General features: G+C 45.3%; 11 protein-coding genes. All 11 read right to left on the bottom strand.

The window, feature by feature from the left end; genetic code table 11:
* Positions 1-17: 17 nt before the first annotated feature.
* The gene (locus MKY16_RS11795) at positions 18-2,066 is read right to left on the bottom strand and encodes a hypothetical protein (protein ID WP_340955415.1); all 2,049 of its coding nucleotides are present in this window, start codon (positions 2,064-2,066) and stop codon (positions 18-20) included.
* Positions 2,067-2,179: 113 nt separating this feature from the next.
* Positions 2,180-3,247 (bottom strand): tyrosine-type recombinase/integrase, encoded by a 1,068-nt coding sequence (locus tag MKY16_RS11790; RefSeq protein WP_340955414.1) that lies wholly within the window; start codon positions 3,245-3,247, stop codon positions 2,180-2,182.
* 100 nt (positions 3,248-3,347) lie between these two features.
* Complete coding sequence (locus MKY16_RS11785; RefSeq protein WP_340955412.1) at positions 3,348-3,695, bottom strand: hypothetical protein; 348 nt, start codon at positions 3,693-3,695, stop codon at positions 3,348-3,350.
* 318 nt (positions 3,696-4,013) lie between these two features.
* Positions 4,014-8,015, bottom strand: a complete 4,002-nt coding sequence (locus MKY16_RS11780; RefSeq protein ID WP_340955410.1) for a GH32 C-terminal domain-containing protein — start codon at positions 8,013-8,015, stop codon at positions 4,014-4,016.
* Between the two features lie 189 nt (positions 8,016-8,204).
* The gene (locus MKY16_RS11775) at positions 8,205-10,478 is read right to left on the bottom strand and encodes a GH32 C-terminal domain-containing protein (protein WP_241113510.1); all 2,274 of its coding nucleotides are present in this window, start codon (positions 10,476-10,478) and stop codon (positions 8,205-8,207) included.
* Entirely contained in the window at positions 10,475-12,943 is a 2,469-nt protein-coding gene (locus MKY16_RS11770; RefSeq protein ID WP_340955408.1) for a PfkB family carbohydrate kinase, read from the bottom strand. Before MKY16_RS11770 ends, MKY16_RS11775 begins: the two co-directional genes overlap by 4 nt.
* 25 nt (positions 12,944-12,968) lie before the next feature.
* Positions 12,969-14,594 carry an ABC transporter substrate-binding protein gene (locus MKY16_RS11765; RefSeq protein WP_340955406.1) on the bottom strand — a complete coding sequence of 542 codons (1,626 nt, stop codon included), beginning with the start codon at positions 14,592-14,594 and terminating at the stop codon, positions 12,969-12,971.
* Positions 14,595-14,719: 125 nt separating this feature from the next.
* Positions 14,720-15,616: a carbohydrate ABC transporter permease gene (locus tag MKY16_RS11760; protein WP_069012408.1), complete on the bottom strand. Its 897-nt coding sequence runs from the start codon at positions 15,614-15,616 to the stop codon at positions 14,720-14,722.
* Between the two features lie 13 nt (positions 15,617-15,629).
* A complete protein-coding gene (locus tag MKY16_RS11755; protein ID WP_176715754.1) occupies positions 15,630-16,580 on the bottom strand; it encodes an ABC transporter permease in 951 nt (316 codons plus the stop codon).
* A 311-nt stretch (positions 16,581-16,891) separates the two neighbouring features.
* Positions 16,892-17,860: a LacI family DNA-binding transcriptional regulator gene (locus MKY16_RS11750; RefSeq protein ID WP_029515279.1), complete on the bottom strand. Its 969-nt coding sequence runs from the start codon at positions 17,858-17,860 to the stop codon at positions 16,892-16,894.
* 322 nt (positions 17,861-18,182) lie between these two features.
* Positions 18,183-19,076, bottom strand: a complete 894-nt coding sequence (locus MKY16_RS11745; protein ID WP_340955403.1) for a helix-turn-helix transcriptional regulator — start codon at positions 19,074-19,076, stop codon at positions 18,183-18,185.
* Positions 19,077-19,122: the final 46 nt, after the last annotated feature.

Raw genomic sequence — 19,122 nt, 5'->3', positions numbered from 1 at the left:
CTCTTTCCAATCTAAGCTCAGACTAGTCGACTGATAACCTCTATTTGAATCTGTTCGTCACTATAGCCGAAATGCCGAATCATGTCCCCAAGCAACGCTATTTGCGTAGCTAATCCGGCCGCCTTGGCGTTTTTGGTTGTAAAATCCCGACTGCCTCGCATCATGTTCCACATGTCCTTGGTTAATCTGGCCAAAGTATGAAATGCCTGTGCTGCTTCACTTTTTCGTATGGCGAAATGATGACAGGAAAAACACTTTGCCTCAAAAAGGCAAGCCCTCTGTATTAAACATCTTCCTACACCTGTAGGAGCTGGAAGCCCGAATTTTGCAAAGAATTCATCTAAAGATAGCTCTTCAGATCCCAAAGCTTTTATCAATTCGTCAGGCTCAGTTTGTTCGCTGGCAAGTGCTTCGAAGATTCGCCAAATAAACCGTCCCGCAATCTCACCATCCTGATATTTCTTAATAGTAGCAAATAACAATGCTTGACGGGAGAGATTACTTCGTAAGTATCGATTCAGCATGGTTTGATTTTCATGACCTGCAGCAAGTCGTGCTAACTCACTGTTCCCGGTTTCGATTGCAATGTGAGTTATGAGATAGTGTCTGTAACCATGAGCCTTCCCTTTTTTATCTCCATGTCCAATAAATTCTGCTATCTTGTAAAAAAACCTATATATTTGTCTTTCATTCAAAATCCAGGGATATTTCTCCAGTTGAAAAAGATGCACATACGATGCATCCGCTCTTTCGTTCCGTATCGGTCGGAAGGCTTTATCGCTCGATCTTTTCTGTAAAAATTCGACCGCTCTAAGACCTGCAGAATCAATTATAGGAAATTGGCCGTTACGATGTTTAGCTTTCTCAATACCTGAATATGGGCTGTATAATCCTATCGCTGATGGAGCATTAGGCAATGGCAGCATACATTCTTCAGCCTGAAGATTGAGCAGATACGTTTTACGCACCGGTGATGAGGCAATAATTAACCAAAAAGCGCGACATAAAACTTCAACATCATCTTCGGGATGATAATTTTCAATTGCTTCCTTCATGAGCATCGGGAAGTTTGGGTCATCAAAAGCGAGGCCATCACCGGAATATGTTTCTTCTTGGGCCTCACGATGAATTCCAGAATATAAATCACTGGGCCAGTCAACGTATGTTGGAAAAAATGTATGAGAACCTTTCCCCCAATCAAAGAATAACTTTATGTGTAGAAGATTGTTCCCGGTATACTTAGCTGAAAACTCCTCTCCATCGTTATTCTTTGAAATGTAATCAAACAAATCGAGAAAATCTTCATACTCGAGAGATGAAGCATCCGACTCCCCGTGCTGGTCAAGCCATTTGAAAAATTTATGCAAAGCACTGCCCGCTTTACGAATATAATAGTCTAGCGAATTACTTCGTTTTAAATGCTCGCGAAACTCACGTGCGATATCCCCCCACTTTGGATGCTCACAGCAATCGTCAAACAGTATTCTTTGCCTACGTCTTCCTGGTTCATCCGAATATCCAAGCTCAAAAAGAATGTCCTTTAAACACTTGGCGTTATAACGTTTGTCGTTCGGACGCATTACATCCGCTAACGCTATATCTTCTTCCGTGAAATCGCCCAGCGGTTTCATAACACCTAGAAGGTGTATAGATAGTTTGTTGAACAAACCTATACGGTTTGAGTCTTTTTTGCGGATGTTTTCTGCTTCTGAATTTTTGAGGAGGCCCATTTTGACGGGGAAATCCGACAGATTAACACGACCTCTGGTTGACAGGTAACAAACCAAGTCGTTTCGACGATATTGTGCTACTACATCATTTCCCTTGCAAAAACCTGTATGCCAAGCCCAGAAAATGACATACCATAGGTCTCGACTGTCGCGATGCCGAAAGGTTGGTCTCTCTTCAGGCGGTACAGCTAACCAGTTATCCGGGGCCGGAAATGTAGTAAATAATTGAAGGACGGGATTTTTTATAGAAGAAAATACTTGATTCACATGATTCAAACGCAGCGTGTTTTTTAAAAATTTGCGAAATTCCGATAATGGAGTCCATTCTAGTGTCATTCCGAGTCCTCCTCATGCGCGTGGATTCCCTCTGAGATCTCCGCCTGTCGCATAAATACCCTCCCTAAATGATCTACTTTACCTTTTTCTGTGTCATTATTTGACTCAGGTATCTAATGAATATATGTATCGCGCGTAATCACGACAGAAGAATGCCCCAACCACTTGCTGATCTCTTCGAATGGTCTGCGATATCTTAGGAGAAGTGATGTCGCGAATAAGTGTCGGAAGGTGTGTGGATAGTAGGAACGTAGGTCTACGCTTCCCCCAGTTCGTTGAAATAAGTCATCAGCCAAATTATTATACTTACTGTAAACGCCTTTCTTACTTAATGGCTTCCCTTTTGAATTGTTTGACTCTGATACAAATAGATAGCCATGATCTTCACTTGTGTAATAAGACAAAAGTTCCCGCCGCTGAAGAAGTGCCCAATACAGAAGATCAGTGAACTCCTCTTGTGTTGGAAATCGGATATTTTTCCTGCTAAATGGATCAATTGTTTTGTGAGTTATCAACGCCACGTCCCTGCAGGAAGCCTTCGTTTTCCATCCCGTATCAATGACCCAATTCCCCCGCAACCCGCGTTCTTTTACAAACTGCAAGTTCCCGGAAAGAGACTCGGTTAATTCCTCTCTTGCTGTATGATACACGTTTAAGTTGGAAGGAATTGTTGACGGCTCAATTCGAATCTCAGCTGCTTCACCAGGGCGTAATCCAAAGTAACGCAATATCGCAAAGAGAAGAAGATCCAAAGCATTTTCATACGGATCGATCAATTCAAAGAACATGTCTGCTTCGGTCTCACTAAAGACCTTGTCGTGGTTAATGGGAGAGGCTTGCCTGCTCTTCCCTCCTCCAGGTCCTGCAGTACCGGAATCTCGAGCAATATTTTCCACATCAAACACTATCCGCACCCTACTACCCGCAGTACCCGCTATTAATGAATGATTATCTCTTATTTCTTTTCTCGGAACCTGCTCTAATGGCAGGTATTTAAATCTTGTTGTTCTATCACGCAAGAACTTCAGATATGCACATGCAGTATAGATGATCGGAGCAAGTGCACCAGACGGGTACTCACACCAGTTGGTTTTCTTTAAATCGTTATGACTGCTTCGAATTACGGTTGATAGCTTCCCTTCTGCCATTGCATGTTTGTTAAGGGGGATATTCTTTAACATAGACCAATGAATCCCGTGAGTCGCCACCTTTAAATCTTCAAATGGCTTGTAACCTTTTGGAATACATCGAAGGTAATCCGCAAATCCCAGTAATATTACTTCAATAGGATACGGTCTTACCTGCTTTTACTTCGATATTATGGATATGTTCAAAATCTTCCTCTAGCCTCCAGAACATCATGTAATCCAAGAACTTTTTCAGATTCTGGGCATGCCCTGTAACCGTATTCATTTTTAGATTTTCCGTTAATAATAGATTCATTAAAAATGTTGTAGCTTCATGATGAGTACTATGATTTGGTTTAACAATAGCGATCACTTGGGTACCTTCTACTTGATGTATGTAATGTAAACCATCAATGTTAAGGGATTTGTAGTATCGGGCATACCCAACCAATCGCATTGTTTCCCCCATTAGCTGTGCTATGCTCAGAAGCTCTTTATACACACACTCCCCCCCTCTCCCAAGCATTTTTATTCATTCCTCTGTATAAGTTGAGTATAGAGGGACCACCACCACCTCAATTATGTTTCCATAATTTTCTTTAATTCTACACAATACGTTGCATTCTGACAACAATAATTCACCCCCTATCCATAGATAAGATAAGGGGTTTCGAGATTTACATTATTTACTTCCCATTTATCAAAAGCTCAATTCCAGAATCAGATACAATACCGATGCCATTTCGAATGATAAGCTATTTGACTATTCGATTTGCTTGGAGTGACTACAGGACTCACGGGTATTCTGTATTAACAAGAGTCAGTTGTTAGTTTTCTTCTTTACCTGAACAGGTACATTAAAATCATCGACGTTAATATGTCCAAACCCGCCTTTGGAGTGGTCAACCACCTTTATATAAAGCTCCTCCCCGATATAATCCGTCGCATCCCAAATCTTACGTTGATATTCCTCATAATTGGTCGCTGTCTCTTTAAATAACTCTTTGTCGTCCGACGCCCGAACCAGCGCAACATACAGACGATCTATATCCCGGCCTCCGCTGATAAGGAAGTTGATCTTACCGTTCCCACCAAGGACGAAATTTTGAGATCTTAGCGCTCCGGTTAAGCTGTCGCCGCCGGCTTGCTCGTTGAAGCCCCACAAATGGTAGCTGCCCGGAATTTTATGCGACGGGTTGAAGAAAATGTTGTCCCAGAAGAACTGGGTATTGGTCACATGGACATTCTGGAAGGCGTCTCCTTCCGTCATCCATCCTGTTAAGTCGCCCGTAGCAAAATCATGGTTAGGCAGCTCTGTAATATCCTTATACACAGAATTATCCCACTTATCGGGTACATAGACCGGAGCAGCCGGTTTACCCGTTAAGGCATTCATATCCCATACTTGCATGGATTTGATATTGATATCGCCATCGGCCCAGATCTGTAAGCCTAAGGAGTCGTATCTGCCTACATAGACACGAGTTGTCAGCTTCTTCTTGTAATTTGCAAAGGCTTCAATGACCGAGCGATCAAGAAAGATATGGAGTTTCAAGTTCTCTCCTTCAAGATCTACATATCCTCCTTGAATGCCGTCTACACGCACATCCGGATCAATGCTGCTCTTGGTTCGATCCACATTAAACGTCCCGTTCTTCTTGTCGTAGTAAATGAGCGTCTCTTCTTGGCCTTTTTCCGAGCGTCGCACCTTGAGACCAAATTTCTGGGCTTCACGCGGATCAATCTCCATCACAATCTCTAGCATGTCGCCTTTGACATTCTTAATCAATTGATTGGCACTCTCCAAATTTTTGTCCGAAAAATCAACCCATTTTTCCCCTCGAAGGCTCTGCAGTTCTTTAATCGGTTCGATATGCAATTTATCATACTTATCGAGGCTTAGGGAAACCGGCAAAGATAAATTATGAGCCCATCCAGATTGATATTCGGCTTGCGGTGTTCTTACATTTTGCACCATAGAGAATACGACCGTTCTTCCGTCGGGTGTGACCAGACCGCTCTCTGCGGTTAAATAGCCGTCACCTACATCCATTTTGGAGGGTGCCTCCTGATCAGGAATAAATTTAAAGTTATCCCGGTCCCAGGTCCCGATCCAGTAAAAGACCTCAACATCTCTTTGCACATCGTTCGCTGGAGGAACATGCTCCGGCTTTTCATGGGGATTAATCATGAAAATATATTTTTGCTTGCCCGTACTATCCGTGCCTAACGGCAATAACACTGGTAGCTCCCATACCGTACCCAACTCCGGATAACGGCTTCTGTCACTAACGTATAACGGCCCCTTATATTTCCAATTGTACATATCATCGGATACATACACCAAAGCTGTGCCGCTGCTGAAGTCTGGAAGACCAGATGTCACTAACTGATACCACTTGTCCACCTCTTTGTCGTACCATACAAACGGATCACGGAACTCGTTGTGGATGCCTTTTCCGTTCTGCTCCGTTACCGGTTTAGGATATTTCTCCCATTTTTCCAAATAGGGATCGGACAAATCCGCCGGAGTTGCCAACCCTGTTCTTTGGTTCGGCGACAAGGAGTCGTTGCCAGCGGTATAGAACAGAACAGGATTGCCGTTTCGATCATACGCTGCACTGCCTGACCACGTGCCGTCCGGATCTAGGGTGCCCGCTTCGGGCGCAAGAGCAGGTCTTACATTTTCCCAGTTCACCATATCGTCACTCACCCAATGCCCCCAGTGGATTTGATGCCAGAATGGACCTTGCGGGTTATGTTGATAAAATAAATGGTATTTGCCGTTATAGTAAATCGGTGCATGTGCTTCATTCATCCAGTTTTGCGGAGGCATCGCGTGGTACTGGGGTCGGTGCTGATCTCCGTCAAACACACTTGGATCCTCATCAATGTCCGCATTCGGAATTTTCGGAATTGAACCTCCATGAAGCGCCTTCACGCTCTCATATCCAGCAAGTATCTCCTGGTTCGTAAGGGCTTTATTATGCAGCTTCACTTCATCTAGGAGTCCGCTGAACATATTGAAGGAGAACACCCCTGCTAACTCTACAGGTTTATTATTTTTCCCGATGATCAGGCTTTCGGTAGATGGTGTGATCGGAACGTTGACGGGGGTTGCTTGGGAAGCCACTTCCTCACCGTTTAGATATAACTTAATTTTTCCATCTTCTTTACTGAAAGTAGCGGCCACATAATTCCACTTGTATTTTTCCAACGGGTGATCCTTTACCCATACCTGAATCCACTGACCGCCGATGCCTACTTGCATCGACCATGTACCGTGCCGATACATACCAAGAGAAAAGCCTTCCGCTTTATCCTGGTCGGATTGGTTTACGATCGCAGACAGCTTGTTTCCGTCTCCCCACTCATAGCTACGCGGTGCAACCCAAGCTTCGATGGTTAACGCGTCGCTTACAGGCACAGTAACGTTTGCATTGACCTCAATATAATTCGAGTATCCATCGAACAATAAGGCGCCGCCTTTTATTCCACGCGGAGTCCATCTCGGATCCTTCGATGCCATATACCTGGCGTTGTTAAATACATAGTTCACATCGTGCCTAAGATTGTGTACTTTCTCCAACGCTTTCTTTCCTGCGCCTTCATCAAGGTTTAAGTAGAAAATAGTCCCCCTACCACTTGCTTGGAAACTATCAACGGCAATGCTGGCTTCATTGGAATGATCGACAACCTTTACATAGAGCTTCTTGTTGTAGTGTTCTTGCACTTTCCATGAGATTTTCTCGTTCGCGCTGACATTCCCGGTTTTCATAAGCAATGTGTTGCTGTTCGCATCGAAAAGTGCAACATATGCATTTTCCGGTTTGAGGATATCCAAAACAGTAAAATTAATTGTTCCTGTTCCCTGAAGCGTGAAAGTATTAGAAGTGATGGAGCCCTTTCCTTGCAGGGAGGATTTGGCATAAAAGTTCCCTTCTTTGCTCGCATGAGCTTCATCAGTCACTTCAAAAGCATCTTCCTCAACCGTCCAGCCATCGAGATTTCCGGTTTCAAAGCTTGGATTATCGATTTCATAGCGCTTGAAATCCGGCTTGATATCCGTCGCAACAATTCCTTCAGCTGGCTCCGACTCATGGTACATGGAGAATGCGTCCGCAAAAATGACTCCCCAATCCGAGGTTGCATTATCGACGACCTCCACATACAGTTTCTTGCCCAATTGTGTGGAAAGATCCGCCTTGTATTGCACCATATTGGCAAGCCGCATGCCCTGCGCAGGATCCGGGAAGCCAACGTCGGCGAATGCGCTATTTCCGTATCGGGCAATAACTTGTCCCGTATCGACTTCCACAATATTTATAAATACCTTGTCTGGGTTCTTCGCACCGCCAAGCTTGAAGCTGATCCAGCCGCTTCCGCCCAGCTCGAAAGTGCTGGAACGAAGTACACCTGTCGCAGATTCGTCATACTTCCAGCCGTTTAAATGATAAGCTCCTTCCTGGTTATACGGTATTTTTTCTGCCCACCAAGTCGTTTCGTCGGTTACGCTATTCGGACCGAACGCATCGCCTTTGATAACGGTCCATCCCGTCAAATCTCCTGTTTCAAATCCAGGATTCCGGATTTGATAGACTGAATCTGTAACTGACAATCCCATGTCATTCTTAGGAATATTCTTGATTTGATAAATCGCATCCGTAACCGATGATTTCACATCATTCTTAGGAATGAGCGTTTCTCCAGCAACAGTTCTATTTTCGGACGCGACAGAGATTCCCGGAACAACAAGCTGGAGCACCATAGCCCATATAACCATTCCCGATATCCAACATTTTCCTCTTTTGACTTTCCTCATTCTCGAGCCTCCTTCGAAACTTGTTATACTTGCGAACATCGATACCTCATTTCGAAATGCTCTCCTTGTACAAAGATGAATAGTCATGAAGAAGGGAGAATATGAATGAAACGTTTCCAAACGGAGGAATGCAAAGTTTCTTGATCATTTGTGCATACCCCATTCGTAAGGAGCGCCTAAACAACCGTCTTACCAAACGGACTGCATATCCCATATATCCAAGGATTTAACAAACGGTTCTCCATCTCCCCAAATCTCGAGTCCCAAAGCATCCATACGGCTCGGATATACCCGGGTTGTCAGGCTTTTCAATCCGCTTGCATAAGCTTCGACCATGGAGCGGTCCAAATAAATGTGAAGCTTCAGATTCTCCCCAAGCAGCTCCAACTTACCGCCTTGAATCCCTCCGCACTTTTCTCCAGGATGCAGGGTCGTTTTCGAGCGGTCGACCATGAGCAACGCTTGATTCCAATCATAATACAGCAGAGTTTCTTCCTCTCCGTCCGGCGTACAACGGACCTTGATTCCGAATTTTTTGGCGCTGCCGGGCTCCAATTCCAATTGAATCTCAAGCATGTCACCATGAACATTCCTAAGCTGCACATTAGTTTCAGCCAATGACTGGTCCCGAAGCGATAGCCGCTTAGGGCCACGCAGCGATTGAAGCTCCTGAATCGGCTCTATTCCCAGACGTCCGTCATCCCTCAAATACACGCTTAACGGCAAGCCTCCGTTATGAGCCCAACCCGACTTATATTCCATCTCGGAGGTCCGGTCGCCTTGGGCTATCGTAAAGACGATATTTCTGCCGGTCTTCGGATCAACCATTCCGCTCGGTCCGGTAAAATGGAAATCCCCGACATCAATCAATTGAGGCTCTTCTTGATCGGGGATGAACGAAAGATTTTGCTTGTCAAGTTGTCCGATCCAATAGAACACCTCGACATCCGCTCCCTTCCCCACAGGGCTGACAAGCAGCAGATGTTTGTTCACTCCCTGCTTGTCACTGCCAAGGGGAAGAAGCACAGGGAGCTCCCAGATGGGTCCAAGGTAAGGAAACTTCTGAATATCCGCTTTAAAAAACGGCCCTTTATACGTCCAATTCAGCATATCCTGTGACGCAAATGCCAGTGCTGCTCCACCTTCAATTCCGGACCCGACCAGAGCATACCAGCCGTCATCGTCCTTCCATACGAATGGATCTCGGAAATCCCCAAATGCGCCCATTCCCTTCTTCTGCACGATCAACGGCTCTGGATGTTTGACCCACTGAACCAGATCCGGGTTTCCGTCAAGGGTATAAGTGCTTCGGGCAAGCGCTACGCTCTGATTCGGAGAAGCGCTGTCATTACCTGCCGTAAAGAACAAGACAGGAAGTCCGTCAGCATCATAGGTTGCGCTTCCCGACCAGATCCCGTCCGGTGCGAGCTGATCCTTTTCGGGCGCCAGGGCCACGGGTAGATCACGCCAATGCACCAAATCCTGACTTACCCAATGTCCCCAATGGATCTGATGAAAGAACGGCCCCTGCGGGTTATGCTGATAGAACAAATGATATTGCCCGTCAAAATAGATCGGTGCATGAGGTTCGTTCATCCAATGGGCCGGCGGGCTAACATGATATTGCGGTCTGTGCCGATCAAGTAGCAGTGGCGTTCGGTCCAGCTTGATCTCGTCATAGTTTAATTGTGGCCGGATACCTTCATGAAAGGTATCCAGCACATGCCGATAAGAAGCGGCCACTTCTTCCGCGCTCAGCGCCCGATTATAAATCTTGAGTTCATCAATGATACCGCTAAACATGTGCAGGCTGAACACTTCCGCCAGCAGGCTGCTATGGTTATTCTTGCCGATAAGAAGATCCGTGTCCGCCGCCTCAGCCAGGCGGGAACCACGAGGCACGGCAGCTGAAGCGATTTCACTGCCGTTTAAATACAGCTTGATTTCCCCTTGGTTCCCATCGAACACAGCATTCACGTATGACCATTCATTCTTGGGCAGTTCATGGCCGTCCGGCGACCAAAGTTCCTTCCAGTCTCCTCCTTCCAGCCCGACTTGGAAGGACCAGGAACCGTGACGGAACATGCCGAGCAGATAACCCTGCTTGCGATCCAGGTTGTAGCGGTTCACGATGGCGGACAATTTGCCATCATCCCCCCATTCATAGGAGCGTGGGGCTACCCATACTCCTATGCTTAACGCTGATCGATACTCTGGCTCGGTGTTCTGATTTCCCTCATCGAACGAATGCGCAATGTAAGTCGAATAACCATCGAACAGAAGCCCATTTCCAATTACCCCCTGTCTCCACCGTGGAGGGCAAGGTTGAGTAAACTCCGCTTGGTTAAACACGTACTGGATATTATCCTGGACTTGGGATACGCTCTCCAGAGCGCTTGTACCGGTTCCTTCATTGAAGGCCCAATACATAATCAATCCCCGATTATCGGTTGCATGGCTCATACTTCAACCCTCCTGGATGTCTGCTCCGTTGGACCATTAGGAATATGAATGGAGTTAAGAGCATGCATATAAAACGAGTTCACTACAACTTCCCCTGATTTCGCACTTATCTCAATACGATCCATCGGAGCATCAGGGAATATTTGATCCGTCAGTGCAACCAAGCCCTCATTCGCGTACACTTCAACCGCGTTGCGATCCAGCCAGATATGCAGCTTGATCTTCCCATTCTCCGAAACCATTCTAGCACCGTGCTTGCACGCAAACGACGGGTGGAAATCACTCAGGCCCGATTTCGAGCGGTCGATGAATAGCCATTGGCGCACAGGGTCATAACCGATAATAGTCTCACTTTGCCCAGAGGACTTCATTTTAATATGAACCTCGTCTTCGGAACGAATGTCGATATCCGCTTCAATTTCAAGCAGAACATCATTCGTTTTTTGCGTAAACGGCACCTCTGGCGTAACCTTAACCTCATTCCAGCAGAGCGTTCCTTTCCGCAGCTGCTCTATTTCCCGAACAGGCATTTGGGTCAGAACTACGCCCTCGTCTCGACTGGTCAATGACAAGACGCGAGGCAGAGTCATTGTGCCTCTCCAGGCCCCGGTAGGCGTTTGGTTAGCATATTTCCAGTTGCTCATCCATCCGATGATCACACGTCGTCCGTCCTGCTCAGCTATATCCGACCAGGTGACCCCCGCATAATTGTCCCGGCCATAATCCAGCCACAGGATATGATCGGCCGGATGGTCATTGATGAACGTATTTCCGTCGAACTCTCCGATAAAGTATTGCGTGCGTGAGCCTTCTGGACAGTTGGGATTATCTCCGATGCTTATGATAAGTACCCATTTGGAATGTCCGCTGTCATCAACCGGCAATTCAAAGAGATCAGGGCATTCCCAAACTCCGTCATGCGAGCCTTCACTCTTTCCGAATTCGCCTGACAACGACCATTCACGCAAATTGTCGGAACGATAAAACCGAACGTGGTCTCCCGCGACAAGAGCCATAATCCAGGATGCACTTGGCGAATGCCAGAACACCTTGGGGTCCCGGAAGTCGACCAGATCATGCTCGTCGAGTATTGGGTTCTCCTCATATTTGTGCCAAGTTCGGCCTTTATCGCTGCTGTAAGCCAGGCTTTGCCGCTGGCGAGGTTGTTCGGTCTCCGGACAGCTGTCTGCATGAGTGAAGAGTGCGATCAATCCATGGGAACCATCGAACAGTCCGCTGCTATTATTCCAGTCAACCACACAGCAACCGGAGAAAATAGCGCCATGCTCATCCGGGAACAGAGCGATAGGCATATGCTCCCAATGAACCAGGTCTTGGCTTACAGCATGACCCCAGTGCATTGGTCCCCATTGGTTACTATAAGGATGGTGCTGATAAAACAGATGATAGACTCCCTCGTAATAGACTAATCCGTTGGGATCATTCAACCAATGGGAGTGAGGTGAAAAATGAAAACCCGGCCTAAATCTATCATCATCGTGCTGTTTATTTGTCTCGATTATCTGGGTAATTTCATCTGTCGTCGGCATAGATTGAAGAGCCCCTTTCCGTGTGGTTACTAATGCACCGCCGGCATTAGCAAAAGTTAGCATACCGATGATTTGCTGTTTGGTCAGCTGATTCAAATAAACACCGGCTTTCAGTATCTTATATAACAAGCAGCCCAGAAAAGCGTCGCCGGCTCCTGTCGTATCAGTGGCCTCTACTTGAAAACCTGGCACATATCCGTCATGACCAGCTAATCGGTAATAGCAGCCTTTTTCCGCTAAAGTTACGAAGATCCCGGCGATGCCGAATTGCTGTTGCAGCTCTAGCGAGCCTTTTTCCACATCAGTTGTACCCATTATAAAGTGGAGCTCATCTTCAGATATTTTCAGGATATCTGCATACTTCATACCCCAAAGGATATTCTGTTTCGCTTCCTCTTTACTCTCCCATAAAGCAAACCGGATATTCGGATCGAATGAAAGCAGGACTCCTGTCTCTTTAGCCTTCACAACTGCCGCTCTTGTTGCCGTACGGGCCGGCTCATGGGTCATCGACAAAGAACCAAAGTGCAGTGCATAGCAGTTTTCAATCCTATCGAACGGGACATCCTGCGTGCGCAAGTATGTATCCGCTCCTGGTTTCCGGTAGAAGCTGAACGATCGGTCTCCGTTGTCATCCAGATGAACAAATGCCAGCGTTGTATTGGCTTCATCTGTAAACGTAAGCGCAGACACGTCGATGCCGCCGTTCATCAAGGTATCGTGCAGCAAGGAACCGAATTGATCATCCCCAACTTTGCTAATCAATGTCGCTCTAGCTCCTAAACGGGATAGAGCAGCTGCTACGTTAGCCGGAGCCCCTCCAGGATTGCATTCAAACTGCCCGTTTCCTCCCGCGGTACGACCTGATGGCGTAAAGTCTATCAATACTTCCCCAATGGTTATTACATCAAGCACAGTTTTCTCCCCACCTATCGTTTGATTATTTATTTTTTAAATTTGCATTATATCGATCCAACCCTTTTTGATAGATTTCCATTAATTCGTTCAGCCCCATCTTCTCGAGTGTCTTCACATAGCTGTCCCACTTTTCATCTACCTCGCCATCGACGATGAACTTGCCTCTTTGGGTATTTACATATTTAATAAGTTCTGGCTCGATCCGATTGATTTTATCTAGTTCATCCGGTTCAAAAAAGATGCTCGGATAGTTTTCCTTTTTCATATATGGAGTGTAATATTTCTCCAAATACTCAGCACGCTTCTGAGCTCGGGGTTCCATATCAACAACTTTTCCGAAGTCATCGAAAGTAATGACGCCCGGATTTCCTGTGCCTGGAGCCACTTTTTGACGGAATTCACCTGCGGAGACTCCCTTGGGAAGCGGCAGGTTCACCAATTTTCCTTTTTCGTCCTTCTTGAATACGACATCCAACGGACCCCAGTGAATTTGAGCCGCCATGTAAGGGTCATACTGTTGATCGATCCAACGCATCGTCATTGCCGGATAACGGTTCTCCTTTGTAATCACGAAGCTACCTCGTCCCGGACCGCCGCCGTTGTTGCGACCAATCATTTGATCTCCATTTGGGCCTTTAAGCGGGGGCAGCAGAGCATAATCCTTACTACGCTCCGGTCCGACAACTTCTTCGACTTCCCACCAAACGTAGGAGCCGAGCGTTTCATCTGGTGTTTTGCCTTTTGCTAAATACTGAGCGGCATCCTGGGTGAACGATTCAGGGTCAATCAGACCCTGCTTATACCAGTTATCATGAATATATTTTAATGCTTCCTTATATTGAGGTTGCGTAGCGGTAAAGATCACTTTACCTTCGCGGACGATCCGATGTTCCAAATTATCCGGAAGACCGAAAGCTCCGAATATGCCAGCAATGTCACTACACCACTGCATATGCATAAAGCTTAATGGGATTTCATCAGCCTTGCCATTGCCGTTCGGGTCCTTCGTTTTAAAGGCAATCAAAGCCTGCGTGTATTCGTCCAGCGTTTGAGGTAATTTTAAGCCCAGTTTATCGAGCCAATTTTTATTGATGACGTGAAAGAAGGGGTTGGTATCGAGCTTATTCTCTTCCCACGACGGCAGCCCATAGATGTGACCGTCTGGCGCTGTGATGGCTAGTTTAATATCAGGCCGTCGATCGAGAAGCGCTTTCAAGTTAGGCGCATATTGATCAATTAAATTCTCCAGCGGAATAATGGTTCCGTCTTTACCGTAATTGATTAGATCGTAATCTGTGAATCCGGCTCCGTAAAAGGCATCTGGCAAATCTCCGCTGGCCAACAACAAATTTTTCTTCTCTGCAAAGTCAGTGTCTGGAATGTTTTCCCAATCAATTTTTACGTTTGTTTGTTTTTCCAGCCGCTTAAATATTTCCATTTTCGAGTAATCTGGCGCTAAAGCAGCTTTTGGGGATACCATCTTTAATGTCACCGCTTCTTTAACAATCGGAAGACCGGTTTTATTAAAATTTGCATCCTGATCTGGATTCACCGTCTGATTTTTTGACTCGCCTCCGCCTCCCGAACATCCGCTAAGAGCAAACATTCCAGCCAGCATTAGAATTCCAGCCCTTTTGAATAATTTCATCGTACATAACCTCCTTATGTCAGTCCACAAGCTGAGAACTTCCCTTGTCCTTGTTATTTACTTGTCTGAATGCTGAATTTAGGTATTCTGTTGCACATTCCCCCCTTTCAGGCACCATGACAATGTTAGCCTTTGATCGAGCCGATCATCACGCCTTTAACAAAGTATTTTTGCAGGAAAGGATACAAAATCAGCAACGGTAGGCTGGATACCATGATGACACCATATTTGATAAGCTCTGTAACGCGCATCTTCGCTGCATAGGATTCCACGTCTATCATCATGCTCGAGTTGGCCTGATTCTGGACAAGAATGTTGCGAAGGACCAGTTGTAATGGATACTTGCTTTCATCGTTCAAGTAAATCAAAGCGTCAAAGAAACCATTCCAGAACCCGACAACATGATACAGTACCATTACGGCTATAACGGACTTAGACAAAGGTAATACGATGCTCCAAAAAAATCTGGTATTGGAACAACCATCAATGGAAGCGGCCTCCCACATTTCATCCGGGATGGTCGACTGAAAAAAAGTCCTTACGATAATGACATTGAACACACCTCCCGCTCCAGGAATAACAAGTGCCCAGATCGTATTCAGCATGTGAAGATCTTTAATCAGCAAATAGGTCGGGATCAACCCCCCACTAAAAAACATGGAGATCAGTAAAAACCACATTATTACCGACTTTCCTGCCAGTCCTTTACGAGCTAACGGGTAAGCTGCACATATGGTCACGGCAACTCCGATTAATGTTCCTAGACTCGCATATAAGATCGAATTGGCATATCCAATCCATATAGATGAATCGCTGAATATTCGCCCGTATCCATCCAGCGTAAAACCCTTTGGAAAGAACCATACTTCACCTGAGTAGATGAGATTGGGGTCACTGAGTGAAGCAATCAATACAAAATACAGCGGGAATAATACAAGCAACATAACTATGGTCAGCATGACGTAGTTGACGATGTCAAACCACATGTCTCCCTTGCTTTTTCTCTTTAATAATTGATTCAAAATGAACTCCCCCTTACCACAGGCTGGTTTCCGTCAATTTTTTTGCGATCCGGTTGACGGTGACTATCAGGATAATATTTACAACTGAATTAAACAGGCCAACTGCTGTAGAAAAGCTGTATTGTGCTTTTTGAATCCCGATTTCATAAACATAGGTCGGAATGATATTGGAGGTGGCATAATTCAAATCGTTCTGCATAAGGAAAGCCTTTTCAAAACCGATACCCATAATGTTACCGAGTGCGAGAATCAATAAGATGACGATCGTCGGCAAAATGCTTGGAATATCCACATGCATTACGCGCTTCCATTTGCTTGCTCCATCCATGATCGCGGCTTCATGCAATTCTGGATTGACCCCTGCCAACGCAGCAAGGTAAATGATGGTAGCAAAACCTGTCTCTTGCCAAACCCCTGATAAAATATACAAAGGGCGGAACCACCCTTCGTCGGCTAAGAACATAATGGGGTCCCCTCCAAACCAAGTGATGATGTGATTCACAATTCCGCTGTTTGGAGACAGAAAAACATTAAGCATACCGACGAGCACTACGGTAGAAATAAAGTGTGGTGCATAAATTACAGTCTGTACAATTTTCTTGTATCTCTTGGCCAGCATCTGATTGAGCATAATCGCTATAATAATCGGAGCTGGGAAGCTAAACACAAGCGATAGAGCACTGAGTGTAAGCGTATTGGTCATGATCGTCCAGAAGTTATAGGAATCGAAAAAATCAATAAAGTGCTTAAAACCTACCCACTCGCTTCCCCAAATCCCCCGACTTGGTGAAAAATCCTTAAAAGCAATTTGTATTCCATACATTGGATAGTACTTAAATACGAGATAAATAATAATGATTGGCAGCAAAAACAGATATAGTTCATAGTCACGTTTGATCTGGTTCCATATTTTGCGATTTGGCTTGATCGTAGAATGATCCCACTCACTAGTTCTTGAATTCATCATTACACTCCCTTTCTTGTAAAAGAATATTTTCATTTTTGAAACGTTTCCAATTTATTAAAAGAAAAACTTCAGTCGGTGATCATACCATAAATCCACCGAATGAGCTGAAGTTTTTCCAAAGTCAAAAACAACCTTGCCTAAGATAACAGGAGACGATACATTTGCTGATCCAAACTTATTCCTTGGATCTTTTAACAGAGTAGTCTGATTGTCAAATGAAACGTTTCCAATTTATTATAAAAAAAAAGGCGAGTTTGCAGATCCAGACTGAGATCCAACTGAATGAGCTAATATTTATACAATAAAACTCATGTCGTTTCGCCTTGCCTGAAGATAACGGGGAGACGATACACTTGCTGATCTAAAGTTATACCATCCATCTTTTGATACAGTAGTCTGATTGTCAGACGTGCCATCTCCTCCACTGGCTGCCTAATTGTAGACAATATCGGATGAAAATAACGATGATCCTGAATGCCGTCATAACCGATGACCTTTACATCTTCTGGAACTCGAATACCCTGCCTACCTGCTCTTTCTATATATTTGGCGGCAAACATATCGGTAATAGCGAAAATGCCATCCACATCCCGATGCTTAGATAGAAATTCGCCAAAATAGGCTTCGTCGTCCACAATAGGATCTGGTTTCTCGTATACAACATGGTCTACACCCAATTTTTTCGCCTCATCAATGAAACCTTTTCTTCGATTCATGGTTTCACTAAAAATGGAAGTTACACTTCCTATAAAGGCCGGTTTTTGGGCCCCTGCCTTAACAAGTTCCCTCAAAGCTAGACGGCCTCCCTCATAATTATCTGAGGTCACACAAGTGATTTTTTTGTTGAAATGTCTGTCAATACTTAGAATCGGAATGTCATTGCTTACGCTATTTTCTATATCATTGTAAGTAATGCCGACAATACCAGCCACTTTGTTTTGACGTAGCATATCCAGGTAATACAGTTCCTTTTCTGGCTTGCCGCCGCTATTACATAACATGAGCTTAAAGCCTTCCCGATCTAACTCATCCTCAATGTAATAAGCCAGTTCAGAAAAAAAAGGATGCCAGATACTTGGAAGCAGCAAGGCTACCATCTTGGATTTCCTCATTTTAAAATTTCGAGCGACTTCATTAGGAAAATAATTCAGTTCTTGTATAGCTTTCTCCACTTTCCTTCGTGTATCTGGTTTTACAGAGCCCGAGTTATTAATAACGCGGGACACCGTTCCCACAGCAACACCAGCTATCTTAGCTACATCTCTAATACTTGGCATTTAACCCCCCCATATCTCTTATGGGAATTATAATAGCACGAAGTTGGAAACGTTTCAATAATCTTTGAAGCGCTTTTTTTCTAACTTTCTTCATTGCTACCCCGCATTTGAGTTTCGTGCCACCTGATTCAATCGAACCGCTGAGGAGTACCAACTCCATTCCGGCGGGACGGGGATCTTTTTGTCATCGATACTATTGAGTCAATCGACCCCCTAATCATTAACGTAGTGTTTGCGTGACCCTTCTTTTTTCTTTTAAGCCGCTTTAAAACAAGGCTGCCGAAATTTTCGGCAGCCTGTTACTATCTTCAAGACCCTATTTTCATTGATCGCTCCGGATCAACCGCCGAATTTGATACAAATCGCCCTCCATGCGGAATTCGCCTGGGGCCATTCCTGTATACTTTCGGAACACTTTGCCGAAATAATTCGCATTCGAGAAACCGGACTGTTCCGCCACCTGCTCCAATGTCAGATTTGCGGGCTCCAGCAGAAGCGCAGCCGCTCTTTCCAACCTCATACGAGTTAAATAGCGGCCGGGAGAGAGGCCAAGCTTGTGCTCAAACTCACGGGTGAGATGAAATTTAGAACATCCGGAGACCTCCGCCATGTCCTGAAGGCCAATGCTTCGATGCAGATTACTGTCAATGAAGGTCTTACAGCGTTCTACAATCGGAGGCAATGGGACGCTGCTGGCAAGAGTGACAAGATGACTCGCCAGTGACATGGCCAGTGAATAAGCAGCCCGTGAGCACTGATACATATCGCGGTAGCTGTTCTCAATAGCTTCCCGATAAGTGGCCCACAGGAGATGCTCCAAATCGGTCCCCGGCTCAATCTTGAAAATGTAGCCGTTTATGTCCAGCCATTCCTTGAGGAGATGCAGCGCCAAGTGTGACAGTTCGAAGTAAAGCACTTCCCATCTGGGAGAATCAGAGGGGAGACGGTAGATATGGTCGCCCGGAACATCAGCCAGAAAAGCATCCCCCGGCTCGAGGGAATGTCTCCTCCCCCCCGTTTCAATCTCACCGCGACCATTCAATGTATATTGAAGCACACAATGGTCTCCGGTACGGTTCCGTCCATCCCAGATATAATCATGCGAAGTAATCAGCTCATATCCAGCACCTTTTAACAAGATATAGGGCATAGGTGTTATAAAGTGAAAAGATATCGAGGACTGCTTCTCTTTCCCGTTTCCCTCCCCATGATTCACAGCAATATTTCACCCTCCTCAATTTATAAAGTTACTCTTGTTTCGG

This window comes from Paenibacillus sp. FSL L8-0641 (assembly GCF_038006265.1).
Lineage (GTDB): Bacteria > Bacillota > Bacilli > Paenibacillales > Paenibacillaceae > Paenibacillus > Paenibacillus polymyxa_D.
Note: the sequence above shows the minus strand (reverse complement) of the source record. Positions and strands in the feature narration are given on the sequence as shown.

Excerpts from the sequence above, each read along its gene's own strand:
- MKY16_RS11795 (WP_340955415.1), bottom strand. The coding sequence starts at position 2,066 with ATGACACTAGAATGGACTCCATTATCGGAATTTCGCAAATTTTTAAAA.
- MKY16_RS11790 (WP_340955414.1), bottom strand. The coding sequence starts at position 3,247 with ATGTTAAAGAATATCCCCCTTAACAAACATGCAATGGCAGAAGGGAAG.
- MKY16_RS11780 (WP_340955410.1), bottom strand. The coding sequence starts at position 8,015 with ATGAGGAAAGTCAAAAGAGGAAAATGTTGGATATCGGGAATGGTTATA.
- MKY16_RS11775 (WP_241113510.1), bottom strand. The coding sequence starts at position 10,478 with ATGAGCCATGCAACCGATAATCGGGGATTGATTATGTATTGGGCCTTC.
- MKY16_RS11765 (WP_340955406.1), bottom strand. The coding sequence starts at position 14,594 with ATGAAATTATTCAAAAGGGCTGGAATTCTAATGCTGGCTGGAATGTTT.
- MKY16_RS11755 (WP_176715754.1), bottom strand. The coding sequence starts at position 16,580 with ATGAATTCAAGAACTAGTGAGTGGGATCATTCTACGATCAAGCCAAAT.
- MKY16_RS11750 (WP_029515279.1), bottom strand. The coding sequence starts at position 17,860 with ATGCCAAGTATTAGAGATGTAGCTAAGATAGCTGGTGTTGCTGTGGGA.